Origin of the sequence: Klebsiella sp. D5A, from assembly GCF_001620885.1 — a bacterium.
Taxonomy (GTDB): Bacteria; Pseudomonadota; Gammaproteobacteria; order Enterobacterales; family Enterobacteriaceae; genus Klebsiella; species Klebsiella variicola.
Genome location: NZ_LOAR01000005.1, coordinates 277,267 through 303,512 on the forward strand (window position 1 = coordinate 277,267; position 26,246 = coordinate 303,512).

22 protein-coding genes and 1 pseudogene are annotated in these 26,246 nt (G+C 57.8%); 19 read left to right on the top strand and 4 right to left on the bottom strand.

Annotated features, from left to right (window positions below):
* Positions 1-39 precede the first annotated feature (39 nt).
* From AS136_RS09215 to ugpQ, 7 genes are all read left to right on the top strand, one after another.
* A complete protein-coding gene (locus AS136_RS09215; RefSeq protein WP_004174006.1) occupies positions 40-261 on the top strand; it encodes a type II toxin-antitoxin system Phd/YefM family antitoxin in 222 nt (73 codons plus the stop codon).
* Entirely contained in the window at positions 258-626 is a 369-nt protein-coding gene (locus AS136_RS09220; protein WP_008806973.1) for a type II toxin-antitoxin system death-on-curing family toxin, read from the top strand. Before AS136_RS09215 ends, AS136_RS09220 begins: the two co-directional genes overlap by 4 nt.
* Before the next feature lie 291 nt (positions 627-917).
* Entirely contained in the window at positions 918-2,234 is a 1,317-nt protein-coding gene (ugpB, locus tag AS136_RS09225) for a sn-glycerol-3-phosphate ABC transporter substrate-binding protein UgpB (RefSeq protein ID WP_022066271.1), read from the top strand.
* Between the two features lie 106 nt (positions 2,235-2,340).
* Positions 2,341-3,228, top strand: a complete 888-nt coding sequence (gene ugpA / locus AS136_RS09230) for a sn-glycerol-3-phosphate ABC transporter permease UgpA (RefSeq protein WP_012967120.1) — start codon at positions 2,341-2,343, stop codon at positions 3,226-3,228.
* Positions 3,225-4,070 carry a sn-glycerol-3-phosphate ABC transporter permease UgpE gene (gene ugpE / locus AS136_RS09235; RefSeq protein WP_008806976.1) on the top strand — a complete coding sequence of 282 codons (846 nt, stop codon included), beginning with the start codon at positions 3,225-3,227 and terminating at the stop codon, positions 4,068-4,070. Before ugpA ends, ugpE begins: the two co-directional genes overlap by 4 nt.
* A gap of 1 nt (position 4,071) precedes the next feature.
* Positions 4,072-5,142, top strand: coding sequence for a sn-glycerol-3-phosphate import ATP-binding protein UgpC (locus tag AS136_RS09240; protein WP_023323353.1), 1,071 nt, complete (start codon positions 4,072-4,074; stop codon positions 5,140-5,142).
* A complete protein-coding gene (ugpQ, locus tag AS136_RS09245) occupies positions 5,139-5,879 on the top strand; it encodes a glycerophosphodiester phosphodiesterase (protein WP_023323352.1) in 741 nt (246 codons plus the stop codon). Before AS136_RS09240 ends, ugpQ begins: the two co-directional genes overlap by 4 nt.
* Positions 5,880-5,900: 21 nt before the next feature.
* Here ugpQ and AS136_RS09250 read toward each other — a convergent pair whose 3' ends face one another.
* On the bottom strand, positions 5,901-6,221 hold the full coding sequence (locus tag AS136_RS09250) for a DUF2756 family protein (protein WP_008806979.1): 321 nt from the start codon (positions 6,219-6,221) through the stop codon (positions 5,901-5,903).
* Positions 6,222-6,344: 123 nt separating this feature from the next.
* Between AS136_RS09250 and ggt the strand changes: the two genes are divergently transcribed.
* Positions 6,345-8,087: a gamma-glutamyltransferase gene (gene ggt, locus AS136_RS09255; protein WP_023323351.1), complete on the top strand. Its 1,743-nt coding sequence runs from the start codon at positions 6,345-6,347 to the stop codon at positions 8,085-8,087.
* A 207-nt stretch (positions 8,088-8,294) separates the two neighbouring features.
* Here the strand turns inward: ggt and yhhY are convergent, their stop codons facing one another.
* Together yhhY and AS136_RS09265 are read right to left on the bottom strand one after the other, a co-directional pair.
* Positions 8,295-8,783: an N-acetyltransferase gene (yhhY, locus tag AS136_RS09260; RefSeq protein ID WP_012967123.1), complete on the bottom strand. Its 489-nt coding sequence runs from the start codon at positions 8,781-8,783 to the stop codon at positions 8,295-8,297.
* Between the two features lie 227 nt (positions 8,784-9,010).
* Positions 9,011-9,664: a bactofilin family protein gene (locus AS136_RS09265; RefSeq protein ID WP_008806981.1), complete on the bottom strand. Its 654-nt coding sequence runs from the start codon at positions 9,662-9,664 to the stop codon at positions 9,011-9,013.
* 264 nt (positions 9,665-9,928) lie between these two features.
* On the opposite strand from AS136_RS09265, the gene AS136_RS09270 reads away from it, so the two are divergent.
* The 5 genes from AS136_RS09270 (at position 9,929) to gntU (ending at position 14,944) form a co-directional block, all read left to right on the top strand.
* On the top strand, positions 9,929-10,966 hold the full coding sequence (locus tag AS136_RS09270) for an oxidoreductase (protein ID WP_023323350.1): 1,038 nt from the start codon (positions 9,929-9,931) through the stop codon (positions 10,964-10,966).
* A 121-nt stretch (positions 10,967-11,087) separates the two neighbouring features.
* A complete protein-coding gene (locus AS136_RS09275; protein ID WP_002920779.1) occupies positions 11,088-11,783 on the top strand; it encodes a pirin family protein in 696 nt (231 codons plus the stop codon).
* Between the two features lie 114 nt (positions 11,784-11,897).
* Positions 11,898-12,893, top strand: a complete 996-nt coding sequence (gene gntR, locus AS136_RS09280) for a gluconate operon transcriptional repressor GntR (RefSeq protein WP_002920777.1) — start codon at positions 11,898-11,900, stop codon at positions 12,891-12,893.
* A 180-nt stretch (positions 12,894-13,073) separates the two neighbouring features.
* Entirely contained in the window at positions 13,074-13,604 is a 531-nt protein-coding gene (gene gntK, locus AS136_RS09285; protein ID WP_012540395.1) for a gluconokinase, read from the top strand.
* Positions 13,604-14,944: a gluconate transporter gene (gene gntU, locus AS136_RS09290; RefSeq protein ID WP_008806984.1), complete on the top strand. Its 1,341-nt coding sequence runs from the start codon at positions 13,604-13,606 to the stop codon at positions 14,942-14,944. Before gntK ends, gntU begins: the two co-directional genes overlap by 1 nt.
* On the opposite strand, the pseudogene AS136_RS28980 reads toward gntU, so the two are convergent.
* Positions 14,941-15,303: pseudogene (locus AS136_RS28980) on the bottom strand (hypothetical protein). The gene gntU and the pseudogene AS136_RS28980 overlap by 4 nt on opposite strands.
* Positions 15,304-15,406: 103 nt before the next feature.
* Here AS136_RS28980 and asd point away from each other — a divergent pair.
* The 6 genes from asd (at position 15,407) to glgP (ending at position 26,185) form a co-directional block, all read left to right on the top strand.
* The gene (asd, locus tag AS136_RS09295; protein ID WP_012540397.1) at positions 15,407-16,513 is read left to right on the top strand and encodes an aspartate-semialdehyde dehydrogenase; all 1,107 of its coding nucleotides are present in this window, start codon (positions 15,407-15,409) and stop codon (positions 16,511-16,513) included.
* Between the two features lie 238 nt (positions 16,514-16,751).
* Complete coding sequence (gene glgB, locus AS136_RS09300; protein WP_008806987.1) at positions 16,752-18,938, top strand: 1,4-alpha-glucan branching enzyme; 2,187 nt, start codon at positions 16,752-16,754, stop codon at positions 18,936-18,938.
* Positions 18,935-20,911, top strand: coding sequence for a glycogen debranching protein GlgX (gene glgX / locus AS136_RS09305; RefSeq protein WP_012967127.1), 1,977 nt, complete (start codon positions 18,935-18,937; stop codon positions 20,909-20,911). Before glgB ends, glgX begins: the two co-directional genes overlap by 4 nt.
* An 80-nt stretch (positions 20,912-20,991) precedes the next feature.
* Positions 20,992-22,287 (top strand): glucose-1-phosphate adenylyltransferase, encoded by a 1,296-nt coding sequence (gene glgC, locus AS136_RS09310; protein ID WP_008806989.1) that lies wholly within the window; start codon positions 20,992-20,994, stop codon positions 22,285-22,287.
* The gene (gene glgA / locus AS136_RS09315; protein ID WP_004202133.1) at positions 22,287-23,720 is read left to right on the top strand and encodes a glycogen synthase GlgA; all 1,434 of its coding nucleotides are present in this window, start codon (positions 22,287-22,289) and stop codon (positions 23,718-23,720) included. Before glgC ends, glgA begins: the two co-directional genes overlap by 1 nt.
* A 17-nt stretch (positions 23,721-23,737) precedes the next feature.
* Entirely contained in the window at positions 23,738-26,185 is a 2,448-nt protein-coding gene (gene glgP, locus AS136_RS09320) for a glycogen phosphorylase (protein WP_048268278.1), read from the top strand.
* Positions 26,186-26,246: the final 61 nt, after the last annotated feature.

Below are 26,246 nucleotides of genomic sequence, written 5' to 3' on the forward strand. Positions count from 1 at the left end.
TATGTTGTACAATAAAAGAGTACAGCTTTGGAGGTATTTATGAGAACGGTTAACTATAGCGAAGCCCGACAAAATCTGGCCGATGTGCTGGAAAGCGCAGTGACAGGTGTACCTGTGACCATTACCCGTCGTGGGCATAAATCTGCGGTCATCATTAGTGCAGAAGAGTTTGAACGCTACCAGGCGGCCAGAATGGATGATGAGTTCGCGGCTATTATGGCGGTTCATGGTGATGAGATCAGGGAGCTTGCGGATAAATGACGCTGCAGATTATCTCAGCGGAAGAGATAATACAGTTTCACGACAGGCTGCTCCGCGTCACGCCTGACGTTGCCGGTATGCCCGACCCGGGGCGTGCCGAAGCGATAATGTATAGGGTGCTAAACAAAATTGAATATGAAGGTGTGACAGACGTGTGGCGACTCGCTGCGATGCACCTGCTGGTGATTTCTCGCGGCCATATTTTCAATGATGGAAATAAGCGTACGGCACTGTTTATTACCCTGCTTTTTTTAAAGCGAAATGGAATTATATTGCCGGCGAATCCGGACTTCGTCGGCATGACCGTCGAGGCGGCAGCGGGGCAACTTACCCTGGAACAGATTGTCGCGCGTTTGCGCGGATGACGGTTAAATCGTTGCAACCCGGCGGCGCTTCGCTTGGCGGGGCTACCCAAGCCGTTGTAGCCCGGGCGAGGCGCTTGCGCCGACCCCGGGAGCCGATCGCACAACTATTATCCGTGTCTCAGCTCCCACTTTACTTCCCCTGTCCTTTCATCGGCTTGTCATCTCTCTGACCCGTTACTATCTTTTTTTTGTAATAAAAAAGTTATTTTTCTGTAATTCGAACATGTCATGTTACCCCGCGAGCATAAAACGCGTGAAATCGCGCATCCGGCACAACAAGAGAGATAACCGATGATATCGTTACGACATACAGCTTTAGGACTGGCGCTGAGCCTGGCTTTTGCCGGTCAGGCCCTGGCGGTTACCACCATCCCATTCTGGCACTCAATGGAAGGCGAGCTGGGTAAAGAAGTGGATTCTCTGGCGCAACGCTTTAACGCGGCCAATCCTGATTACAAAATCGTTCCGGTATACAAAGGCAACTATGAACAGAGCCTGAGTGCTGGTATCGCCGCTTTCCGTACCGGCAACGCCCCGGCGATCCTGCAGGTGTATGAAGTCGGCACCGCCACCATGATGGCGTCAAAAGCCATTAAGCCGGTGTACCAGGTGTTTAGCGAGGCGGGCATCAAGTTTGATGAATCGCAGTTTGTGCCGACGGTATCCGGGTACTACACCGATTCGAAAACCGGCCATCTGCTCTCCCAGCCGTTTAACAGCTCTACGCCGGTGCTGTACTACAACAAAGACGCCTTCAAAAAAGCCGGCTTAGATCCGGAGCAGCCGCCGAAGACCTGGCAGGATCTGGCGGCTTACACCGCCAAACTGAAAGCGGCCGGAATGAAGTGCGGCTACGCCAGCGGTTGGCAGGGCTGGATCCAGATTGAAAACTTCAGCGCCTGGCACGGCCTGCCGGTGGCCACGAAAAATAACGGTTTTGACGGCACCGACGCGGTACTGGAGTTCAACAAGCCGGAGCAGGTGAAGCATATCGCCCTGCTCGAAGAGATGAACAAGAAGGGCGATTTCAGCTACTTCGGGCGTAAAGACGAATCCACCGAGAAGTTCTATAACGGCGACTGCGGGATTACTACCGCGTCATCCGGCTCGCTGGCCGATATTCGTCAGTATGCCAAATTCAACTACGGCGTCGGCATGATGCCATACGATGCCGACGTGAAAGGCGCGCCGCAGAACGCCATCATCGGCGGGGCCAGCCTGTGGGTGATGCAGGGTAAAGACAAAGAGACTTACACCGGCGTGGCGAAGTTCCTCGACTTCCTGACCAAACCGGAAATCGCCGCCGAATGGCACCAGAAAACCGGCTATCTGCCGATCACCACTGCGGCCTACGATCTGACGCGCCAGCAGGGCTTCTATGATAAGAACCCGGGCGCCGATATCGCCACCCGCCAGATGCTGAACAAGCCGCCGTTGCCGTTCACCAAAGGCCTGCGTCTGGGCAACATGCCGCAAATCCGCACCATCGTCGATGAAGAGCTGGAGAGCGTGTGGACCGGCAAGAAAACCCCGCAACAGGCGCTGGATTCCGCTGTTCAGCGTGGGAATCAGCTGCTGCGTCGCTTCGAGCAAGCGACCAAATCGTAATCTGTAACTTGCCCGGTGGCGCTGCGCTTACCGGGCCTACGATGTGCCCTATGTAGGCCGGGTAAGGCGTAGCCGCCTCCCGGCATTGTTCAGGAACCCAATCTCAATGTCATCATCCCGTCCGGTATTCCGCTCGCGCTGGCTGCCCTATGTGCTGGTCGCGCCGCAGCTGATTATCACGCTGATTTTCTTTATCTGGCCCGCGGGCGAAGCGCTGTGGTACTCGCTGCAGAGTGTCGATCCGTTTGGTCTCTCCAGCCAGTTTGTCGGCCTGGATAACTTCGTTGCGCTGTTCCACGACCCGTACTATCTGGACTCGTTCTGGACCACTATAAAATTCAGCACCCTGGTGACTGTCAGCGGCCTGCTCGTTTCGCTGTTTTTTGCCGCGCTGGTCGACTATGTGGTGCGAGGCAGCCGCTTTTATCAAACGCTGATGCTGCTGCCGTACGCCGTGGCCCCCGCCGTCGCGGCGGTGCTGTGGATCTTCCTTTTTAACCCCGGGCGCGGGCTGATCACCCATTTCCTCGGCGAGCTGGGCTACGACTGGAACCACGCGCAAAACAGCGGCCAGGCGATGTTCCTGGTGGTCTTCGCCTCGGTATGGAAGCAGATAAGCTATAACTTCCTGTTCTTCTTCGCCGCGCTGCAGTCGATCCCGCGTTCGCTGGTTGAGGCCGCCGCCATCGACGGCGCCGGGCCGATTCGTCGCTTCTTTAAGCTGGCGCTGCCATTGATTGCGCCGGTGAGCTTCTTCCTGCTGGTGGTCAACCTGGTTTACGCCTTCTTCGACACCTTCCCGGTGATCGATGCCGCCACCGCCGGCGGCCCGGTGCAGGCCACCACCACCTTGATCTACAAAATCTATCGCGAAGGTTTTGCCGGACTCGATCTTTCCGCTTCCGCCGCACAGTCGGTGGTGCTGATGTTCCTCGTCATTATTCTGACGGTGGTGCAGTTCCGTTACGTTGAAAGTAAGGTGCGTTACCAATGATTGAGAACCGTCGCGGGCTGACGATTTTCAGCCACACCATGCTCATTCTGGGTATTGCCGTCATTTTATTCCCGCTCTACGTCGCCTTCGTGGCGGCGACGCTGGATAACCAATCGGTGTTTGAAACGCCGATGACCCTGATCCCCGGCGGCCATCTGCTGGAGAACATGAAGACCATCTGGGTGAACGGCGTCGGCGTCAACAGCGCGCCGTTCTGGCTGATGATGCTCAACAGTTTCATCATGGCGTTCGCCATTACGGTCGGCAAAATCGTGGTGTCGATGCTTTCGGCGTTCGCCATCGTCTGGTTCCGCTTTCCGCTGCGTAACCTGTTCTTCTGGATGATCTTTATCACCCTGATGCTGCCCGTTGAGGTGCGGATTTTCCCGACGGTGGAGGTCATCGCTAACCTCAACATGCTCGACAGCTACGCCGGGTTAACGCTGCCGTTGATGGCTTCGGCCACCGCCACCTTCCTGTTCCGCCAGTTCTTTATGACCCTGCCGGACGAGCTGATTGAAGCGGCGCGTATCGATGGCGCTTCGCCGATGCGCTTCTTTCGCGACATCGTGCTGCCGCTGTCGAAAACCAATCTCGCGGCGCTGTTCGTCATCACCTTTATCTACGGCTGGAACCAATATCTGTGGCCGCTGCTGATTATTCAGGATGTGAATCTTGGCACCGCCGTCGCCGGTATTAAAGGCATGATCGCCACCGGCGAAGGTACTACCCAGTGGAATCAGGTGATGGCGGCGATGCTGCTGACCCTGATCCCGCCGGTCGTCATCGTTTTAGCCATGCAGCGCGCCTTTGTGCGTGGCCTGGTCGATAGTGAGAAATAAAATGGCTGGTTTAAAACTACAGGCAGTAAGCAAAAGCTGGGATGGCAAAACCCAGGTGATTCAACCGCTGACGCTGGACGTGGCGGACGGGGAATTTATCGTCATGGTCGGCCCGTCGGGCTGCGGGAAATCAACGCTGCTACGGATGGTTGCCGGACTGGAGCGGGTGACCAGCGGCGATATCTGGATCGATCGCAAACGGGTGACTGAGATGGAACCGAAAGATCGCGGCATCGCGATGGTGTTCCAGAACTATGCACTTTATCCGCATATGAGCGTGGAAGAGAACATGGCGTGGGGGCTGAAGATCCGCGGCATGGGTAAGGGATTGATTGCCGAGCGGGTGCAGGAGGCGGCGCGTATTCTGGAGCTGGATGGTCTGCTCAAGCGTCGCCCGCGGGAGCTCTCCGGCGGTCAGCGCCAGCGCGTGGCGATGGGCCGCGCTATCGTGCGTGACCCGGCGGTATTCCTGTTCGACGAACCGTTGTCAAATCTCGACGCCAAGCTGCGCGTGCAGATGCGTCTGGAACTGCAGCAGCTGCATCGCCGCCTGAAAACGACTTCGCTGTACGTCACCCACGATCAGGTCGAAGCGATGACCCTGGCCCAGCGGGTGATGGTGATGAATAAAGGCGTTGCCGAGCAGATCGGCACCCCGGTGGAAGTGTATGAGAAGCCCGCCAGCCGCTTTGTGGCAAGCTTTATCGGCAGCCCGGCCATGAACCTGCTGGAAGGGCGCATCAGCGATGACGGCGGTCGCTTCGAGCTGGCCGGTGGCATGGCGTTGCCGATGAATCACGAGCATCGGCGCTACGCCGGGCGTAAAATGACGCTCGGTATCCGCCCGGAGCACTTTATTTTAAGCTCGCAGGCGCAAGGCGGCATCCCGCTGCTGATGGATACCCTGGAAATTTTAGGTGCCGATAACCTCGCCCACGGGCGCTGGGGCGAGCAGAAGCTGGTGGTCAGACTGCCGCATCAGCAGCGCCCGGCGGGCGGCAGTACGCTATGGCTGCATCTGCCCCTGGAACATCTGCATCTCTTTGATGGTGAAACAGGACAACGCGCATGAGTAACTGGCCTTATCCCCGCATCGTCGCCCATCGCGGCGGCGGTAAACTGGCGCCGGAGAACACCCTGGCGGCTATCGACGTCGGCGCCCGCTACGGGCACACGATGATTGAATTTGACGCCAAGCTGTCGAAGGACGGGCAGATCTTTCTGCTGCATGACGATAATCTCGAACGCACCAGCAACGGCTGGGGCGTGGCGGGCGAGCTGGCGTGGGACGATCTGCTGAAGGTCGATGCCGGCAGCTGGTTCAGCCGTGAATTTAAGGGCGAGCCGCTGCCGTTGCTCTCTCAGGTGGCGGAGCGCTGCCGCCGTCACGGTATGATGGCGAATATCGAAATTAAGCCGACCACCGGGCTGGGGCCGCAGACCGGCAACGTGGTGGCCCTGGCTGCGCGCGATCTGTGGCAAGGCATGACCGCGCCGCTGCTCTCCTCTTTTGAAATCGATGCTCTGGAGGCGGCGCAGGAAGCCGCGCCCGAGCTGCCACGCGGGCTGCTGCTGGATGAGTGGCGCGATGACTGGCGCGAATTGACCACCCGGCTGGGCTGCGTGTCGATTCACCTCAATCACAAGCTGTTGGATGCGGCGCGGGTGGCGAGCCTGAAACAGGCCGGCCTGCATATTCTGGTGTACACGGTCAATAAACCCCAGCGCGCCGCCGAGCTGCTGCGCTGGGGTATAGATTGCATCTGCACCGATGCCATTGACGTCATCGGGCCGAATTTCCACCCTTAAGACGGATTTGCGGCGGCTGACTTACGGGTTGGTCTGCCGCAGCATTCCACCGTTGTTGTTCGGTAGCACCTGCTGCGGCGGATTGAGATTGCCGCCCTGGGCCGCGCGCTGCTGATTCGTCTGCAACTGGTTTTGCAAATGCTGCTGCTGCGAGCGGGTCTGATTGTTCAGATCCTGCTTCAGCATGCTCTGCTGCTGCTGTTGCTGCACCTTCATCTCATTTTGCATGCGCTGCTGGCTGGGCACCACGTAACCCGGCTGGTTAGGGTTGTTATTAATATTGATCGGCTGGGCTAATACGCCAAGCGGCATCAGCGCCGCCAGAAACAGAATCGCTTTCATGGTTTTCTCCTCCCGTGCGTGGGATCACTTAAGTGTACCTCGAATCCGCCATAACAATGATTTTTTAGGAGTTATCAACCAGGCTTAAGCGGGGAATGAAACCTACCTTTCAGGAGTAAGACAATGATAAAAACAACAATATGGCGCCAGGTGGTCATCGCTGCGTTGCTGGCGGGCGGTAGTTTCACCGTCGCCGCCAATCCGCCACCGCCGCCGGTCTCTTATGGCGTAGAGGAAGATGTGTTCCACCCGGTACGCGCCCGGCAGGGGATGGTGGCGTCGGTGGACGCGCTGGCGACCCGCGTCGGCGTGGATATTCTGCGCCAGGGCGGCAACGCTGTCGATGCGGCGGTGGCGGTTGGCTACGCGCTGGCGGTCACGCATCCGCAGGCCGGGAATATCGGCGGCGGCGGTTTTATGATGCTGCGGACTAAAGACGGCAAGACCACGGCGATCGATTTCCGCGAAATGGCGCCGGAACAGGCCACCCGCGACATGTTCCTTGACGACCAGGGCAACCCGGACAGTAAAAAATCACTGACTTCGCATCTGGCCTCCGGCACGCCAGGCAGCGTCGCCGGTTTCTCTCTCGCCCTGGAAAAATACGGCACCATGCCGCTGAACAAAGTGATCCGCCCGGCGATTAAGCTGGCAGAAGAGGGCTTTATCGTTAACGATGCGCTGGCGGACGATCTGAAGACCTATGGCAGCGAAGTGATCCCGCAGCATGAAAACAGTAAAGCGATCTTCTGGAAGAACGGCGAGCCGCTGAAAAAGGGCGACCGGCTGGTGCAAAAGAATCTCGGTAAGAGCCTGGAGCTGATTGCCGAGCACGGCCCGGAGGCCTTCTATAAAGGGGCCATCGCCGACCAGATCGCTGACGAGATGAAAAAGCACGGCGGGCTAATCACCAAAGCCGATCTTGCCAGCTATAAGGCCGTGGAGCGTACGCCGGTTAGCGGCGAATATCGCGGGTATGAGGTTTATTCCATGCCGCCGCCGTCTTCCGGCGGGATCCACATCGTGCAGATCCTCAATATCCTCGAAAACTTCGATATGCAGAAATATGGCTTTGGCAGTGCCGATGCTATGCAGGTGATGGCGGAGGCGGAGAAACACGCCTATGCCGACCGTTCTGAATATCTCGGCGACCCTGACTTCGTCAAAGTGCCGTGGCAGGCGCTGACCAGCAAAGCTTACGCCAAAGCAATTGCCGCCGAGATTGATGTCAACAAGGCCAAACCTTCCAGTCAGATCCGCCCGGGCAAGCTGGCGCCGTATGAAAGTAACCAGACCACCCACTTCTCGGTGGTCGATAAAGAGGGTAATGCGGTGGCGGTGACCTATACGCTGAATACCACCTTCGGTACCGGCATTGTGGCCGGCGATTCCGGTATTTTACTCAATAACCAGATGGATGATTTCTCGGCGAAGCCCGGCGTGCCTAACGTCTATGGTCTGGTGGGCGGCGACGCCAATGCGGTGGAGCCGAAAAAACGCCCGCTGTCGTCGATGTCGCCGACCATTGTGGTGAAAGACGGCAAAACCTGGCTGGTGACAGGCAGCCCGGGCGGCAGTCGGATCATCACCACCGTACTGCAGATGGTGGTCAATACCATCGATTTCGGGATGAACGTCGCGGAAGCCACCAATGCGCCGCGTTTCCACCATCAATGGCTGCCGGATGAGCTGCGGGTGGAGAAAGGCTTTAGCCCGGATACCCTGAAGCTGCTCGAGACGAAGGGGCAGAAAGTGGCGCTGAAAGAGGCGATGGGCAGTACCCAAAGCATCATGGTAGGGCCGGACGGCATGCTGTATGGCGCCTCCGATCCGCGTTCGCCGGATGATTTAACGGCGGGGTATTGATGTGTTGCCCGGTGGCGCTGCGCTTACCGGGCCTACAACTGTGCGAACGTAGATACTGTTATCGGTTTGCAACTTTTTGGTCCGGGAAAAATATGTGCTTTGTGTTAATTCAGAGCACATTGCGCTCCCGATATTTCTTCTGCGTTATGACTCTCATGACGCAGGGAGCGCACAGAGGGCGGCCAGTCGCCGCCACCCGGCAACACGCTACTTCATTCTCGCCATATAATACGCATCCACATACTCACCGTTGCGCAGCGCGTAACGCCTGCCGGTGCCTTCGATCTCAAAGCCGTACTTCTTATACACCGCAATTGCCGGGGCATTATCGGCGAACACCGTCAGCTCAATACGCTCGACCCGCAGCCAGTTGTCGCACATATCAATCATGGTACGCATCAGCGCGCTGGCGACGCCGCGGTTGTGCCAGCGCGAATCCACGCTGACACCAAAATCGGCGACGTGGCTACGGCGAGGACGTTGGACGACGGCAATGCTTAAATGGCCGACGACTTGCTCATCGATACAGGCCACCAGCTGCTTCACGCCGGGCGTATCGGCTAGCCGCTCCCGCCACATATGTTCGGATGGATGAGGGACCTGTAGCGTGTTGTGATACACCTCCGGCTGGGCGTGAATTTGACGAATCGCGTCAATATCTTTCGGTTCAGCATGGCGTATCACGATGTCACTCATTCCTTGTTCCTCATTCAGGTGAAAAGTCCCTTTAAACATCACTGACTACGGCGTTCGAGTCAACACGCATTATTTGCAAAAAAAAGTAGACAAGTGCGAATGAGAATGATTATTATTGTCCTGCATTCAGGGAGACCCTTGCGGAAAGCCTGAAAGCACGACATTGCTCACATTGCTTCCAGTATTACTTTAGCCAGCCGGGTGCTGGCTTTTTTTTTGCCGCTATCTCAGGCGCTCTGCGGCCTGGCGGGCTCCGCGTCGGCTTTGGATGGCGTGTCTGCTACCAGACCGAGAATATGACTTTTGTTCTCCGCTGCGGCCAGCATTTCAGCGCGACCGCTAAAAACCCCGCCTTTCTTGATCGCCAGCGCGCGATAGGCGAGGGTACCATCCAGATGGCCGTGCTCCTCGATGGTGATGCTATCGCCATGACACTGGCCCTGCACCTTGCCGTCAATAATCAGCTCCCGGCAGCTGATGTTGCCTTCCACCTGGCCTTCACGCATTACCTTAATCAGATGCTCTTTGGCCTCAATGTTGCCGGTCAACTGGCCGTGAATATAGACATGGCCGCTGGCGACGATATTGCCGACGAAATGTACCCCGCTGGCGATGATCGTGGTCTCGTGTTTTTTGCTGGCGACCGCTTCGGGTTCTGGGTTTATTGCCGGAAGTGTGGCTGCTTCTGACGCTTGAGGTTCCGTTTTATTTTTCTTAATAAACATCGCGTTAATCTTGTTCCGTTGGCTATGGAGGAGGAAAGCGACAAGCGCGCAGGCGGCCGCCAGGCGCGCCAGCGCGATGGCATCGACAGACCAGGCGATCAGTCCAAGAAGCCAGAAAAAAAGGGTGCCGTTTATGGCGAAATACTGTTTGTCCATTAGCAGCGGCTGGCTACTCCGTTAGTCATCAGCAACGTCCTGGTTTGCCCTCCACTTATCCGTAGTTTCGCCGTTAGGATCAAGTTTTTTAGCTGGAAAATGGCGAATTAATTCCTGGTTAATCAATTGGTTATTAATATTTTCGTATAAGTGATGCTTGAACTATTTTGCTGGCGAATCTTCCAGGAAAGCGGACAGAGAGGATGAAGTGATGGCCCGGCTTGCGCTATGGTTGAAGGTAGCTCATCAACTAAGGACAGCGTTATGACTCTGCACTGCGCATTTATTGGCTTCGGCAAAAGTACCACCCGCTACCATCTTCCTTACGTTTTGCACCGCAAAGACCGTTGGCATGTGGCGCATATCTACCGCCGCCGGGCGAAGCCCGAGGAGCAGGCGCCGCAATATTCCCATATCCATTTCACCAGCGATCTTGATGACGTGTTAAGCGACCCACAGGTCAAACTGGTGGTGGTCTGCACCCACGCCGACAGCCATTTCGAATATGCGAAAAAGGCGCTGGAGGCGGGGAAAAACGTGCTGGTGGAAAAGCCGTTCACCCCGACGCTTGAGGAAGCAAAAACCCTGTTTTCCCTGGCAAACAGCAAGGGCCTCACGGTGACGCCCTACCAGAATCGTCGCTTCGACTCCTGCTTCCTGACCACCAAAAAGGTGATTGAGAGCGGGAAACTCGGCGAACTGGTGGAGATCGAAAGCCATTTCGATAACTACCGCCCGGTGGCGGAGACCAACCCCGGCGGCCCGCAAAACGGCGAGTTCTATGGCCTTGGCGTACATACCCTGGATCAGATCATTTCGCTGTTCGGCCGTCCGGATCATGTCTCTTACGATCTGCGCTCGCTGCGCAATAAAGCCAACCCGGATGACACCTTTGAGGCCCAACTGTTCTACGGCGATCTGAAGGCCATCGTCAAAACCAGCCACCTGGTGCAGATCGACTACCCGAAATTCATCGTTCACGGCCATAAAGGTTCGTTTGTGAAGTACGGCATTGACCAGCAGGAGACCAGCCTGAAGGCCAATATCATGCCGGGCGAGCCGGGTTTTGGCGCGGACGACAGCGTCGGCGAGCTGGTGTACGTCAACGAGGCGGGGGAGACGGTGCGTGAAGCGGTGCCGCTGGAGACCGGCGACTACGGTCGGGTGTACGACGCGCTGTACGACACTCTCGTCAACGGCCAGCCGAATTACGTCAAGGAATCTGACGTTCTCACCAATATGGAGATCCTGGAGCGCGGCTTTGAGCAGCCTTCTCCGGCCACCATCACCCTGGCAAAATAAGCAAAACGGGCTCCTCGACGCTTGTTCATATTTTTTGAACAGAGGAGTCAATTTTCACCCTCTATGATCGACGGCGAAATGAGTCCACACTGACTCCATCGAAAACATACGGGGGTGCAACATGATCTACTTACGCAAAGCGAACGAACGTGGCCACGCTAACCATGGTTGGCTGGATTCCTGGCATACTTTCTCTTTCGCCAACTATTATGACCCGAATTTTATGGGCTTCTCTGCCCTGCGGGTGATTAACGACGACGTCATCGACGCTGGTCAGGGCTTCGGTACCCATCCACATAAAGACATGGAAATCCTGACTTATGTGCTGGAAGGGGCGGTGGAGCACCAGGACAGCATGGGCAACAAAGAGCAGGTGCCGGCAGGCGAGTTCCAGATCATGAGTGCGGGTACCGGGGTGCGCCACTCTGAGTACAACCCGAGCAAAACCGATCGTCTGCGTCTGTATCAGATCTGGATTATTCCGGAAGAAACCGGCATTACCCCGCGCTACGAGCAGCGCCGCTTCGACGCCGCCCAGGGCAAACAGCTGGTGTTGTCGCCAGATGCGCGAGATGGCTCGCTGAAGGTGTACCAGGATATGGAACTCTATCGCTGGGCGCTGCTGAAAGATGAGCAGTCGGTTCACCAGATTGCCGCGGAACGCCGCGTGTGGATCCAGGTGGTCAAAGGCGAAGTGACCATCAACGGTACCAAAGCCACCACCAGCGACGGTTTGGCCATCTGGGACGAGCAGGCGATTTCGGTTCATGCCGACAGCGATAGCGAGATCCTGCTGTTCGATCTGCCGCCGGTTTGATAGTTATCTGAGCCAGGTTAAATAAATTGCGCAACCTTCTCCAACATCGGCGAAGGTTGCGCTTTGTCCGTGATAAACTGAGAAAATGTTTCCCCGTTGATCACAGTCAGGACGATGAAAAAGAAAAGACCCGTACTTCAGGATGTAGCCGATCTTGTCGGCGTGACCAAAATGACGGTCAGTCGCTATTTACGCAACCCGGAGCAGGTCTCCGAAGCGCTGCGTGGCAAGATTGCCGTTGCCCTCGATGAACTGGGTTATATTCCCAATCGCGCCCCTGACATTCTCTCCAACGCGACCAGCCGCGCCATCGGCGTGCTGCTACCGTCGTTAACTAACCAGGTCTTCTCGGAAGTGCTGCGCGGTATCGAAAGCGTCACCGACGCCTTCGGCTATCAAACCATGCTGGCGCACTACGGCTATAAGCCGGAAATGGAAGAGAAACGCCTGGAATCGATGCTCTCCTGGAACATTGACGGCCTGATCCTCACCGAACGAACTCATACGCCTCGCACCCTGAAGATGATTGAAGTCGCCGGCATTCCGGTGGTGGAGCTGATGGACAGCCGGTCGCCGTGCCTCGATATCGCCGTCGGGTTTGATAACTTTGAAGCCGCCCGGCAGATGACCGCAGCGATTATCGCCCGCGGCCACCGCCACGTCGCCTATCTGGGGGCGCGTCTCGATGAACGAACTATCATCAAACAGAAGGGGTACGAGCAGGCGATGCTCGACGCCGGGATGACGCCCTATAGCGTGATGGTGGAGCAGTCTTCGTCCTACTCGTCGGGTATTGAGCTGATGCGTCAGGCGCGCCGCGAATATCCGCAGCTTGACGGTATCTTCTGTACCAACGATGACCTTGCGGTCGGCGCGGCGTTTGAATGCCAGCGCCTGGGGCTGAAGATCCCCGATGATATGGCGATCGCCGGGTTCCACGGCCATGATATCGGCCAGGTGATGGAGCCGCGGCTGGCCAGCGTCCTGACCCCGCGCGAGCGGATGGGACGCATCGGCGCCGAACGGCTGCTGGCGCGCATTCGTGGTGAAGCGATTACCCCTAAGATGTTAGATTTAGGTTTCACATTGTCACCGGGCGGATCAATTTAAACTGACAAGTTTGAAGTAGATCACACATATTCACATCTGGCACGAATGGATATTGCTTCTCCACAGGTCCGGCATGACAATGTTACCGATAACAGTTACCCGTAACAATTAACCGATACGCCGCCTTCGCGCTGGATGAGTCAGCCATGGCGCGGCGTACCTGTCCGGTGGGAGGATGCTTTGAGCACGACTAATCATGATCACCACGTCTATGTTCTGATGGGCGTTTCCGGCAGCGGGAAATCCGCTGTCGCCAGCGAAGTGGCGCATCAACTGCATGCCGCGTTTCTCGACGGCGACTTTTTGCATCCGCGCAGCAACATCACCAAGATGGCCTCCGGTGAGCCGCTGAACGATGATGACCGCACGCCGTGGCTGCAGGCGCTGAATGACGCCGCGTTTGCTATGCAGCGTACCAACAAGGTGTCGCTGATCGTCTGCTCGGCGCTGAAGAAGAGCTACCGCGACATTCTGCGCAAGGGCAACCCGAACCTCTCCTTCATCTATCTGAAAGGCGATTTCGACGTGATCGAAAACCGTCTGAAGGCACGCAAAGGACACTTCTTCAAAACCCAAATGTTGGTGACGCAGTTTGAAACGCTGCAGGAACCAGGCGCCGACGAGAGCGATGTGCTTATCGTCGATATCGACCAGCCGCTGGAAGGCGTGGTGGCCAGCACCATCGAGGTGATCAACAAAGGCAGTCACTAGTGAGTACTTTAACGCTTGTTTTAACAGCAGTCGGCTCGGTATTGCTGCTGCTGTTTTTAGTCATGAAAGCGCGGATGCACGCCTTCGTGGCTTTGATGGTGGTTTCTATTGGTGCAGGTCTTTTCTCCGGCATGCCGCTGGATAAAATCGCGGCGACGATGGAGAAAGGGATGGGCGGTACGCTGGGCTTCCTGGCGATCGTCGTCGCGCTCGGCGCGATGTTCGGTAAGATCCTGCATGAAACGGGGGCGGTCGATCAGATTGCCGTCAAGATGCTCAAATCCTTCGGCCACAACCGCGCGCACTATGCGATTGGTCTTGCCGGTCTTATCTGCGCGCTGCCGCTGTTCTTCGAAGTGGCCATTGTCCTGCTGATCAGCGTCGCTTTCTCGATGGCGCGCCATACCGGCACTAACCTCGTGAAGCTGGTGATCCCGCTGTTTGCAGGGGTGGCCGCCGCCGCCGCGTTCCTGCTTCCCGGGCCGGCGCCGATGCTGCTGGCGTCGCAAATGCACGCCGACTTTGGCTGGATGATCCTGATTGGCCTGTGCGCCGCGATCCCGGGGATGATTATCGCCGGTCCGTTGTGGGGTAACTTCATTAGCCGCTACGTTGAGCTGCATATTCCTGACGATATCAGCGAACCGCATCTCGGCGAAGGAAAAATGCCCTCCTTCGGCTTTAGCCTGTCGCTGATCCTGCTGCCGCTGGTGCTGGTGGGTCTAAAAACCATCGCCGCGCGCTTTGTGCCGGTGGGTTCCACTGCCTACGAATGGTTCGAGTTTATCGGCCATCCGTTCACCGCGATCCTGGTTGCCTGCCTGGTCGCGATCTACGGCCTGGCGATGCGCCAGGGGATGGCGAAAGACCGCGTGATGGAGATCTGTGGCCACGCGCTGCAGCCGGCGGGGATTATCCTGCTGGTGATCGGCGCCGGCGGCGTCTTCAAGCAGGTGCTGGTTGACTCCGGCGTCGGCCCGGCGCTCGGCGAAGCGCTGACAGGCCTGGGTCTGCCGATTGCGATTACCTGCTTCGTGTTGGCGGCTGCCGTCCGTATCATTCAGGGCTCTGCCACCGTTGCTTGTCTAACGGCGGTTGGCCTGGTGATGCCGGTCATTGAGCAACTGAACTACAGCGGCGCGCAGATGGCAGCGTTGTCTATCTGTATCGCCGGCGGCTCGATTGTGGTGAGCCACGTGAACGATGCCGGCTTCTGGCTGTTCGGTAAATTTACCGGTGCGACGGAAGCCCAGACGCTGAAAACCTGGACCATGATGGAAACCATCCTGGGTACCACCGGGGCGATTGTCGGTATGATCGCTTTCCAGCTGCTGAGCTAAGCCCGCTCACCTCCCGCTCGCGGGGTATAAAAAGCCAGGGTAACGCTGCTTACCCTGGCTTCTTTGTAATAAGCCGCCCTTTTTCCCCCTTTTCCTTGCCTGCTATTCGCCCTTATTAGCGCTACGACGATGCTCGTATCCCTCGTCATCCCTTGCTGTGCCTGGGTTTGATGCGTTTATTTGGCAAGCGGTAAATCACCTGATTTCGCGCTCAATCCATAATCAGGATCAATAAAATAGCAACGGAAAATATTCCATTGCGCAGGGGATTTCCCCGATAATCGTTGCGTTTTTGACGACAACCAGCGACGGTGGACAATGTGCAGGATAAGTTGCTTTTCTGATTGTTCAGCAATCATTGATTAATTTCACTTGCGACTTTAGCTGCATTTTGTAAGGTGAGGGATAATCCAGTTGGAAACTGGCCAGGCACAAACAGCACACACCTCGCAGGAATACGTTATGAAAAATGTTGGTTTTATCGGCTGGCGCGGAATGGTCGGCTCTGTTCTCATGCAACGCATGGTTGAAGAGCGCGATTTCGACGCCATTCGCCCGGTGTTCTTCTCTACCTCCCAGCTGGGACAGCCAGCGCCGTCATTCGGCGGTAGCACCGGTGGCACGCTTCAGGATGCGTTCGATCTGGACGCGCTGAAGGCACTGGACATTATTGTCACGTGCCAGGGCGGCGATTACACCAACGAGATTTACCCGAAGCTGCGCGAAAGCGGCTGGCAGGGTTACTGGATTGACGCCGCCTCTTCGCTGCGCATGAAGGACGATGCGATCATTATCCTCGACCCGGTTAACCAGGACGTGATCACCGCCGGCCTGAATAATGGCGTCAAAACCTTTGTCGGCGGCAACTGTACCGTTAGCCTGATGCTGATGTCCCTCGGCGGCCTGTTTGCCCAGGATCTGGTGGAGTGGGTCAGCGTGGCAACGTACCAGGCGGCTTCCGGCGGCGGCGCGCGTCATATGCGCGAGCTGCTGAGCCAGATGGGTCAGCTGCACAACCATGTTGCGGCAGAGCTGGCGAACCCGGCTTCCGCCATTCTGGATATCGAGCGCAAAGTGACGTCGCTGACCCGCAGCGGCGAGCTGCCGGTGGATAACTTCGGCGTACCGCTGGCGGGCAGCCTGATCCCATGGATCGACAAACAGCTGGATAACGGTCAGAGCCGCGAAGAGTGGAAAGGCCAGGCGGAGACCAACAAGATCCTCGCCACCTCGTCCGTTATCCCGGTAGACGGCCTGTGCGTCCGCGTTGGCGCGCTGCGCTGCCACAGCCAGGCGTTCACCATCAAGCTGAAGAAAGATGTGTCTATCCCGACCGTTGAGGAGCTGCTGGCCGCGCACAACCCGTGGGCCAAAGTGGTCCCGAACGATCGTGAGATTACCATGCGCGAGCTGACCCCAGCCGCGGTGACGGGCACCCTGACCACCCCGGTCGGGCGCCTGCGTAAACTGAATATGGGGCCGGAGTATCTGTCGGCCTTTACCGTTGGCGACCAGCTGTTGTGGGGCGCTGCGGAGCCGCTGCGCCGGATGCTTCGCCAGCTGGCGTAAGCGCAGGATGAACATAAAGGGGGTCTTCAAGCCCCCTTTTTTTTTGCGTAATACAAGGAGTAAACGCGGATGTTAGATTTTTCCCCACGGAGGTAACTCAGCCTTGGCTATGCTTTAAGTAAGGAATTCCTTACCTGAAGGTGGGACGGAGCAGGAGGATGCTGAGAGCACTGCGCCGTTCAGGTCAAAAAAAGTCGCCAGTTACAGGAATGAGCGACACTTACAACAGGATGAAAGCATGTCTAATCATATTGATAGAGACGTGATTAATGCGCTAATCGCCGGTCATTTCGCGGATCCCTTTTCCGTGCTCGGCATGCACCGAACTGACGCCGGGCTGGAAGTGCGCGCATTATTACCCGATGCCACCGACGTGTGGGTTATTGAACCGAAAACCGGACGCAAAGTCGGCAAGCTCGAATGCCTCGACTCGCGTGGTTTCTTCAGCGGCGTCCTGCCACGTCGCAAAAACGCCTTTCGCTATCAGCTGGCCGTCACCTGGCACGGGCAGCAGAATCTGATTGATGACCCTTATCGCTTTGGTCCGCTGTTGCAGGATCTTGATGTCTGGCTGCTGTCCGAAGGGACCCACCTGCGCCCTTACGAAACGCTGGGCGCGCACGCTGCCACCATGGACGGCGTCACCGGTACCCGTTTCTCGGTGTGGGCGCCGAATGCCCGCCGCGTGTCGGTGGTGGGGCAGTTTAACTACTGGGATGGCAGACGCCACCCGATGCGATTCCGCAAAGAGTCCGGGATCTGGGAGCTGTTCGTTCCCGGCGCGCATAATGGCCAGCTGTATAAATTCGAACTGATTGACGCCCACGGCCATCTGCGGGTCAAAGCCGACCCTTACGCCTTTGAGTCGCAAATGCGTCCGGAAAGCGCCTCGCTTATCTGCGACCTGCCGCCCAAAGTGGAACAGCCGGCGGACCGCAAAGCGGCGAACCAGTTTGATGCCCCGATCTCTATCTATGAAGTGCATCTCGGCTCCTGGCGCCGTCATACCGATAATAATTTCTGGCTGAGCTACCGCGAGCTGGCCGACCAGCTGGTGCCCTACGCGAAATGGATGGGCTTCACCCATCTCGAACTGCTGCCGGTTAACGAGCACCCGTTCGACGGCAGCTGGGGCTATCAACCCACCGGGCTCTATGCGCCGACCCGCCGTTTCGGCACCCGCGACGATTTCCGTTACTTTATCAACGCCGCGCACGCCGCCGGGCTGAACGTCATTCTTGACTGGGTGCCCGGCCACTTCCCGGCGGATGATTTTGCCCTTGCCTCGTTTGACGGTACTTCGCTGTATGAGCACAGCGATCCACGCGAGGGATATCACCAGGACTGGAATACCCTGATCTACAACTATGGTCGCCGCGAAGTCAGCAACTTCCTCGTCGGTAACGCGCTGTACTGGATCGAGCGCTTCGGTATTGATGCCCTGCGGGTCGACGCGGTGGCCTCAATGATCTATCGCGATTACAGCCGCAAGGCAGGTGAGTGGATCCCCAACGAATACGGCGGCCGGGAAAATCTGGAAGCTATTGAGTTTCTGCGCAGCACCAACCGCATCCTCGGTGAACAGACGCCGGGCGCGGTGACGATGGCGGAAGAGTCCACCGATTTTGCCGGGGTGACCCGTCCGCCAGCCGGCGGCGGCCTCGGTTTCTGGTTCAAATGGAACCTCGGCTGGATGCACGACACCCTGGATTACATGAAGCTCGATCCGGTGCATCGCCGCTACCATCATGACAAAATGACCTTCGGCATGCTCTACAACTACACCGAAAATTTTGTGCTGCCGCTCTCCCACGATGAAGTGGTGCACGGCAAAAAATCGATTCTCGACCGCATGCCGGGGGATGCCTGGCAGAAGTTTGCCAACCTGCGCGCCTACTACGGCTGGCTGTTCGCCTTCCCGGGTAAAAAACTGCTGTTTATGGGCAATGAGTTCGCTCAAGGCCGCGAGTGGAACCACGACGGCAGCCTCGACTGGCATCTGCTGGAGGGCGGCGACAACTGGCACCATGGCGTCCAGCGACTGGTGCGTGACCTGAACCATACCTACCGTCACCATAAAGCGCTGCACGAGCTGGATTTTGACCCCTACGGTTTCGAATGGCTGGTGGTCGACGACCATGAGCGTTCGGTGTTTGTCTTTGTGCGCCGCGACCGGGCCGGGAATGAGATTATCGTCGCCAGCAACTTCACGCCGGTGCCGCGCCATGACTACCGCTTCGGCATTAACCAGCCGGGACGCTGGCGCGAGGCGTTGAATACCGACTCCATGCACTATCACGGCAGCAACCAGGGTAACGGCGGTGTGGTGGAGAGCGACGCGATCGCCAGCCATGGCCGCGAACATTCGCTATCGTTGACCCTGCCTCCGCTGGCGACGATCTGGCTGGTCCGGGAGGCGCAATGACCTCACTGGCGGCAGGCAAACCTGCGCCGTTGGGCGCCAGCTATGACGGCAAGGGCGTGAATTTCGCCCTCTTCTCCGCCCATGCGGAGCGGGTGGAGCTGTGCGTATTCGACGAGCAGGGTAACGAGCAACGCGTCGATCTCCCGGCGCGCAGCGGCGACATCTGGCACGGCTGGCTGGACGCTGCCGGGCCGGGCCTGCGCTACGGCTATCGGGTGCATGGTCCCTGGGACCCGGCGCAGGGGCACCGCTTTAACCCGGCGAAGCTGCTGCTCGATCCCTGCGCGTATCGGGTCGAGGGCGATCTGCCGGATGACGAACGCCTGCATGGTGGAATGTGGGAGCCGGATCATCGCGACAGCGCCGCAATCGCGCCAAAATCGCAAGTGGTGGATCTGCATTACGACTGGCGGGGCGATAAGCCGCCGCGTACCCCGTGGGGGGAAACGGTGATTTATGAAGCGCACGTGAAAGGGCTCACCCTGTTGCACCCGCAGCTGCCGGAAGCCATTCGCGGAACTTATAAGGCGCTGGGCCACCCGGTGATGATCGCTTACTTCAAATCGCTGGGCATCAGCGCCCTCGAGCTGTTGCCGGTAGCGCAGTTCGCCAGCGAGCCGCGACTGCAGCGGATGGGCTTGAGCAACTACTGGGGCTACAACCCGCTGGCATGGTTCGCGCTGGATCCGCGCTATGCCAACGATCCCGCGCGTGCCCTCGATGAGTTTCGTGATGCGGTTAAGGCGCTTCATGCCGCCGGCATCGAGGTGATTCTGGATATCGTGCTCAACCATAGCGCGGAAATTGATCTCGAAGGGCCCACCGTCTCCCTGCGCGGAATCGACAACCGTAGCTATTATTGGGTAAGGGAGGATGGCGATTATCACAACTGGACCGGCTGCGGTAATACGCTCAATCTCAGCCACCCCGGGGTGGTGGAATGGGCGCGCCAGTGTTTGCGCTTCTGGGTGGATGAGTGCCATGTCGACGGCTTTCGCTTCGACCTCGCCTCAGTGATGGGGCGGACGCCGGAATTCCGCCAGGATGCGCCGCTGTTCGAGGCTATCCGCCGCGACAGCGTGCTGTCGCAGGTGAAACTGATTGCGGAACCCTGGGATATCGGCCCGGGCGGCTATCAGGTGGCTAATTTCCCACCGCTGTTCGCCGAATGGAATGACCATTTTCGCGATATTTCCCGTCGTTTCTGGCTGCAGCAAAACGTCTCCCTCGGTGACTTTGCGCAACGCTTCGCGGCCTCCAGCGATCTCTTTGCTCGCGATGGCAAACGGCCATCGGCGACGGTGAACCTGGTGACGGCCCACGATGGCTTCACGCTCCGCGACTGCGTCTGTTTCAATCAGAAACACAATGAGGCAAACGGGGAGGAGAATCGCGATGGGACTAACAATAACTACAGCAACAATCATGGTATAGAGGGATTAGACGCCAATCTTGCGGTGATTGAACGGCGGCGCGCCAGCGTGCATGCGCTATTGACGACGCTGCTGCTGGCTCAGGGGACGCCAATGCTGCTGGCGGGCGATGAGCAGGGCCACAGCCAGCACGGCAACAATAATGCCTACTGCCAGGATAACGCGTTGACCTGGCTGGACTGGCGTCAGGCGAACCCGGGGTTAACCGCGTTTACCGCGGCGCTGATCCACCTGCGCCGTCGCATTCCAGCGCTCACCCGCAACCGCTGGTGGCAGGAGGGCGATGGCAATGTCCGCTGGCTTAATCGCAACGCCCAGCCGCTGACTGCCGGGGAGTGGCAGCAGGGCGCAGCGTGTATGCAGATCCAGTTGTCTGATCGCTGGCTGCTCACGCTGAACGCCACCGCAGAGGTGGTCGATATGGTTTTACCTGAGGGGGAATGGCGCGCCGTTCCTCCCTTCGCCGGAGAGGATAATCCGGTCATCATGGCTGTCTGGCATGGGCCCGCGCACGGAGTGTGCGTATTTCAAAGGTCGTAATCCCTGAAGCTTCCGGTTGAACTCGTGGCGGCGGCGCGGCGGGATGAGAAGGAAAGCTGGGGTGTAAAAAGGAGTTAATCATGGTTAGGCTTGAAAAAAACGATCCGCTGATGCTGGCGCGTCAATTACCCATCAAATCCGTGGCGTTGATCCTCGCGGGCGGGCGTGGCACCCGGCTCAAGGATCTCACCATTAAGCGTGCGAAACCTGCCGTTCACTTCGGCGGCAAGTTCCGTATTATCGATTTCGCATTATCTAACTGCATTAACTCAGGGATCCGCCGTATCGGCGTCATCACCCAGTATCAGTCGCACACGCTGGTGCAGCATATCCAGCGCGGCTGGTCGTTCTTCAGCGAAGAGATGAATGAGTTTGTCGATCTGCTGCCAGCCCAGCAGCGCGTGCACGGCGAAAACTGGTATCGCGGCACGGCGGACGCAGTGACGCAGAACCTGGACATCATCCGCCGCTACAAAGCGGAGTACGTGGTGATCCTCGCGGGCGATCATATTTATAAGCAGGATTACTCGCGCATGCTGATTGACCATGTCGAAAAAGGGGCGCGTTGCACCGTGGCCTGCATGCCGGTGCCCATTGAAGAGGCATCCGCCTTCGGCGTCATGGCGGTCGATGAAAACGAAAAAATCATTGAATTCGTCGAGAAACCCGCTAACCCGCCGGCGATGCCAACCGACCCGACCAAATCACTGGCCAGTATGGGCATTTATATCTTTGACGCCGCCTATCTTTATGAGCTGCTGGAAGAAGACGATCGCAACGAAAACTCCAGCCACGATTTCGGCAAAGATATCATTCCGAAGATCACCGAAGCTGGCATGGCTTATGCACATCCTTTCCCGCTCTCCTGCGTGCAGTCTGACCCGAACGCTGAGCCGTACTGGCGCGATGTGGGAACGCTGGAGGCCTACTGGAAGGCCAACCTCGATCTGGCGTCAGTCACGCCGGAACTGGATATGTACGACCAGAACTGGCCGATCCGCACCCATATGGAATCGCTGCCGCCGGCGAAGTTCGTCCAGGACCGCTCCGGTAGCCACGGCATGACCCTGAACTCGCTGGTTTCCGGCGGCTGCATTATCTCCGGGTCGGTGGTGGTGCAGTCGGTGCTGTTCCCGCGCGTGCGGGTGAACTCATTCTGTAACATTGATTCGGCAGTCTTGTTGCCAGATGTCTGGGTGGGGCGCTCATGCCGCCTGCGTCGCTGCGTGATTGACCGCGCCTGCGTCATCCCGGAAGGTATGGTGATTGGTGAGAACGCGGAAGAGGATGCACGCCGCTTCTATCGCTCAGAGGAAGGTATCGTGCTGGTGACCCGCGACATGCTGCGGAAATTGGGGCACAAACAGGAGCGCTAATGCAGGTCTTACATGTATGTTCTGAGATGTTCCCGCTGTTAAAGACGGGCGGTCTGGCGGACGTCATCGGCGCACTGCCGGCGGCGCAAATTGCGGAGGGTATCGACACCCGCGTGCTGTTGCCGGCGTTTCCCGATATCCGCCGCGGCGTGGTGGATGCCCAGGTGGTAACCCGCCGCGATACCTTCGCCGGGCGGATCACGCTGCTGTACGGCCACTTTAACGGCGTGGGGATCTACCTGATAGATGCCCCGCATCTCTATGACCGGCCGGGGAGCCCATACCACGATACCAACCAGCACGCTTATACCGACAACGTCCTGCGCTTTGCGCTGCTGGGCTGGGTGGGAAGCGAAATGGCCAGCGGACTGGATCCATTCTGGCGCCCGGATGTGGTGCATGCCCATGACTGGCACGCCGGCCTGACGCCGGCCTACCTGGCGGCGCGCGGACGCCCGGCTAAATCGGTCTTTACCGTGCACAACCTGGCCTACCAGGGGATGTTTTACTCCTGGCATATGAATGATATCGAGCTGCCGTGGTCGTTTTACAACATGCATGGCCTCGAGTTTAACGGTCAGATCTCGTTTCTGAAGGCCGGTCTTTACTACGCCGACCATATTACGGCGGTAAGCCCGACCTACGCGCGCGAGATCACCGAACCGCAATACGCCTACGGCATGGAAGGGCTGCTGCGCCAGCGCCATCATGAAGGACGGCTGTCGGGGATCCTCAACGGCGTTGACGACGGTATCTGGAGTCCGCAAAACGATCTGCTGCTGCCGATGCGCTACGATCGCGACACGCTGGAGGAGAAGGCGGAGAACAAGCGTCAGCTGCAGATTGCGATGGGCCTGAAGGTCGATGACAAAGCGCCGCTGTTTGCCGTGGTCAGCCGCCTGACCAGCCAGAAAGGGCTGGATCTGGTGCTCGAAGCGCTGCCGGGTCTGCTTGAGCAGGGCGGCCAGCTGGCGCTGCTGGGCGCCGGCGATCCGGTGCTGCAGGAAGGTTTCCTCGCCGCCGCCGCCGAACATCCGGGCAAAGTGGGGGTGCAGATTGGCTACCATGAGGCCTTCTCCCATCGCATTATGGGCGGCGCCGACGTCATTCTGGTGCCGAGCCGCTTTGAACCGTGCGGCTTAACTCAGCTGTATGGTCTGAAGTACGGCACGCTGCCGCTGGTGCGCCGCACCGGGGGGCTGGCGGACACGGTCTCTGACAGTTCGCTGGAGAACCTTGCCGATGGTCTGGCGACAGGGTTTGTCTTTGAGGACAGCAATGCGCTGTCATTGCTGCGCGCTATCCGTCGCGCCTTTGTTCTCTGGTCGCGCCCGTCGCTCTGGCGCTATGTGCAGCGTCAGGCGATGAATATGGATTTTAGCTGGCAGGTTGCCGCGAACTCCTATCGCGAACTTTATCAACGCTTGATGTAACCACTGGAGTCATTGTTATGAATGTACCCTTTAGCTATGCATCACCGACGCTGAGCGTTGAGGCGTTAAAGCACTCTATTGCCTATAAGCTGATGTTTATCATCGGTAAAGATCCGGCCATCGCCAACAAGCATGAATGGCTTAACGCCACGCTGTTTGCCGTCCGCGATCGCATGGTGGAGCGCTGGCTGCGCTCCAACCGCGCGCAGCTCTCGCAGGAAGTGCGCCAGGTATACTATCTGTCGATGGAGTTCCTGATTGGCCGTACCCTCTCTAACGCGCTGCTGTCGCTGGGCATTTATGACGATGTGAGCAGCGCACTGGCGGAGATGGGGCTCGATCTGGAAGAGCTGATCGATGAAGAGAATGACCCCGGTCTTGGCAACGGCGGTCTGGGCCGTCTGGCGGCCTGCTTCCTGGATTCCCTGGCGGCGCTGGGTCTGCCGGGACGCGGTTACGGGATCCGCTACGACTACGGGATGTTTAAACAGAATATCGTCGATGGCCGACAAAAAGAGTCCCCTGACTACTGGCTGGAGTACGGTAACCCGTGGGAGTTTGAGCGCCACAACACCCGCTACAAAGTGCGTTTCGGCGGCCGCATTCAGCAGGAAGGAAAGAAAACCCGCTGGATTGAGACGGAAGAGATTATTGCGGAAGCCTACGACCAGATCATCCCCGGCTTTGACACCGACGCCACCAACACGCTGCGTCTGTGGAGCGCGCAGGCCAGTAGCGAAATTAACCTTGGTAAATTCAACCAGGGCGACTACTTCGCTGCGGTAGAGGATAAAAACCACTCCGAAAACGTCTCCCGCGTGCTCTATCCGGATGACTCGACCTACTCCGGACGCGAGCTGCGTCTGCGCCAGGAGTATTTCCTCGTGTCGGCGACGGTACAGGATATTTTGAGCCGCCATTACATGTTGCATAAGACCTTTGCCAACCTGGCGGACAAGATTGCCATTCACCTCAATGACACCCACCCGGTGCTGTCAATACCGGAGCTGATGCGCCTGCTTATCGACGAACATAAATTCAGCTGGGACGAGGCGTTCGAGGTGACCTGTCAGGTCTTCTCCTATACCAACCATACGCTGATGAGCGAGGCGCTTGAGACCTGGCCGGTGGATATGCTGGGCAAAATTCTGCCGCGCCATCTGCAGATTATCTTCGAGATTAACGATTACTTCCTCAAGACCCTGCAGGAGCAGTATCCCAATGATACCGCGCTGCTCAGCCGAACCTCGATTATCGACGAGTCCAACGGCCGTCGCGTGCGGATGGCCTGGCTGGCGGTGGTGGTCAGCCACAAGGTCAACGGCGTGTCGGAGCTGCATTCGCGGCTGATGGTGGAGTCGCTGTTTGCCGAATTCGCTAAAATCTTCCCGATGCGCTTTACCAACGTCACCAACGGCGTCACGCCGCGCCGCTGGCTGGCGCTGGCCAACCCGCCGTTGTCGAAAGTGTTGGATGAGCATATCGGCCGCACCTGGCGGACCGATCTGAGCCAGCTTGACGAGCTGAAGCAGCATATCGACTATCCGACGGTCAATCAGGCGGTGCGTCAGGCTAAACTGGAAAACAAACAGCGGCTGGCCAGCTATATTGCGCAGCAGCTTAATGTGGTGGTGAATCCGAAGGCGCTGTTTGATGTGCAGATCAAACGCATCCACGAGTACAAACGCCAGCTGATGAATGTGCTGCACGTCATTACCCGCTATAACCGGATCAAAGCCGATCCGCAGGCGGAGTGGGTGCCGCGAGTGAACATTTTCGCCGGTAAGGCGGCCTCGGCTTACTACATGGCCAAGCATATTATTCACCTGATCAACGATGTGGCCGCGGTGATCAATAACGATCCGCAGATTGGCGACAAGCTGAAGGTGGTCTTTATCCCCAACTACAGCGTCAGCCTGGCGCAGCTGATTATTCCGGCGGCAGACCTGTCGGAACAGATCTCCCTCGCAGGCACTGAAGCTTCCGGCACCAGCAATATGAAGTTTGCCCTTAACGGAGCGCTGACTATCGGCACCCTCGACGGGGCGAACGTGGAGATGCAGGAGCACGTGGGCGAAGAGAATATCTTTATCTTCGGCAACACCGCGGAAGAGGTGGAGGAGCTACGTCGCAGCGGCTATAAACCACGCGAATACTACGAGCAGGATGAAGAGCTTCACCAGGCGCTGACGCAGATCGGTACCGGCGTGTTCAGCCCGGCGGAACCGGGGCGCTACCGCGACCTGCTGGATTCGCTGATTAACTTTGGCGACCACTACCAGGTGCTGGCGGACTATCGCAGCTATGTGGACTGTCAGGATCGCGTCGACGAGCTGTATCAACATCCGGAAGAGTGGGCCTATAAGGCGATGCTGAATATTGCCAACATGGGCTACTTCTCCTCTGACCGGACGATCCAGGAGTACGCGAAATATATCTGGCATATCGACCCGGTAAGGCTGTAAGCCAGTCAATGCAACTCAACGGGGCCATTTGGCCCCGTTTCTGTCTGTGCGGAGAACGTTT

Coding starts and splice junctions, on each gene's coding strand:
- AS136_RS09265 (WP_008806981.1), bottom strand. CDS start 9,664: ATGGACAAACAGTATTTCGCCATAAACGGCACCCTTTTTTTCTGGCTT.
- glgA (WP_004202133.1), top strand. CDS start 22,287: ATGCAGGTCTTACATGTATGTTCTGAGATGTTCCCGCTGTTAAAGACG.
- gntR (WP_002920777.1), top strand. CDS start 11,898: ATGAAAAAGAAAAGACCCGTACTTCAGGATGTAGCCGATCTTGTCGGC.
- ugpB (WP_022066271.1), top strand. CDS start 918: ATGATATCGTTACGACATACAGCTTTAGGACTGGCGCTGAGCCTGGCT.
- AS136_RS09240 (WP_023323353.1), top strand. CDS start 4,072: ATGGCTGGTTTAAAACTACAGGCAGTAAGCAAAAGCTGGGATGGCAAA.
- ugpA (WP_012967120.1), top strand. CDS start 2,341: ATGTCATCATCCCGTCCGGTATTCCGCTCGCGCTGGCTGCCCTATGTG.
- yhhY (WP_012967123.1), bottom strand. CDS start 8,783: ATGAGTGACATCGTGATACGCCATGCTGAACCGAAAGATATTGACGCG.
- ugpE (WP_008806976.1), top strand. CDS start 3,225: ATGATTGAGAACCGTCGCGGGCTGACGATTTTCAGCCACACCATGCTC.
- glgB (WP_008806987.1), top strand. CDS start 16,752: ATGTCTAATCATATTGATAGAGACGTGATTAATGCGCTAATCGCCGGT.
- AS136_RS09220 (WP_008806973.1), top strand. CDS start 258: ATGACGCTGCAGATTATCTCAGCGGAAGAGATAATACAGTTTCACGAC.
- AS136_RS09215 (WP_004174006.1), top strand. CDS start 40: ATGAGAACGGTTAACTATAGCGAAGCCCGACAAAATCTGGCCGATGTG.
- glgX (WP_012967127.1), top strand. CDS start 18,935: ATGACCTCACTGGCGGCAGGCAAACCTGCGCCGTTGGGCGCCAGCTAT.
- ugpQ (WP_023323352.1), top strand. CDS start 5,139: ATGAGTAACTGGCCTTATCCCCGCATCGTCGCCCATCGCGGCGGCGGT.
- asd (WP_012540397.1), top strand. CDS start 15,407: ATGAAAAATGTTGGTTTTATCGGCTGGCGCGGAATGGTCGGCTCTGTT.
- AS136_RS09270 (WP_023323350.1), top strand. CDS start 9,929: ATGACTCTGCACTGCGCATTTATTGGCTTCGGCAAAAGTACCACCCGC.
- ggt (WP_023323351.1), top strand. CDS start 6,345: ATGATAAAAACAACAATATGGCGCCAGGTGGTCATCGCTGCGTTGCTG.
- AS136_RS09250 (WP_008806979.1), bottom strand. CDS start 6,221: ATGAAAGCGATTCTGTTTCTGGCGGCGCTGATGCCGCTTGGCGTATTA.
- glgC (WP_008806989.1), top strand. CDS start 20,992: ATGGTTAGGCTTGAAAAAAACGATCCGCTGATGCTGGCGCGTCAATTA.
- glgP (WP_048268278.1), top strand. CDS start 23,738: ATGAATGTACCCTTTAGCTATGCATCACCGACGCTGAGCGTTGAGGCG.
- AS136_RS09275 (WP_002920779.1), top strand. CDS start 11,088: ATGATCTACTTACGCAAAGCGAACGAACGTGGCCACGCTAACCATGGT.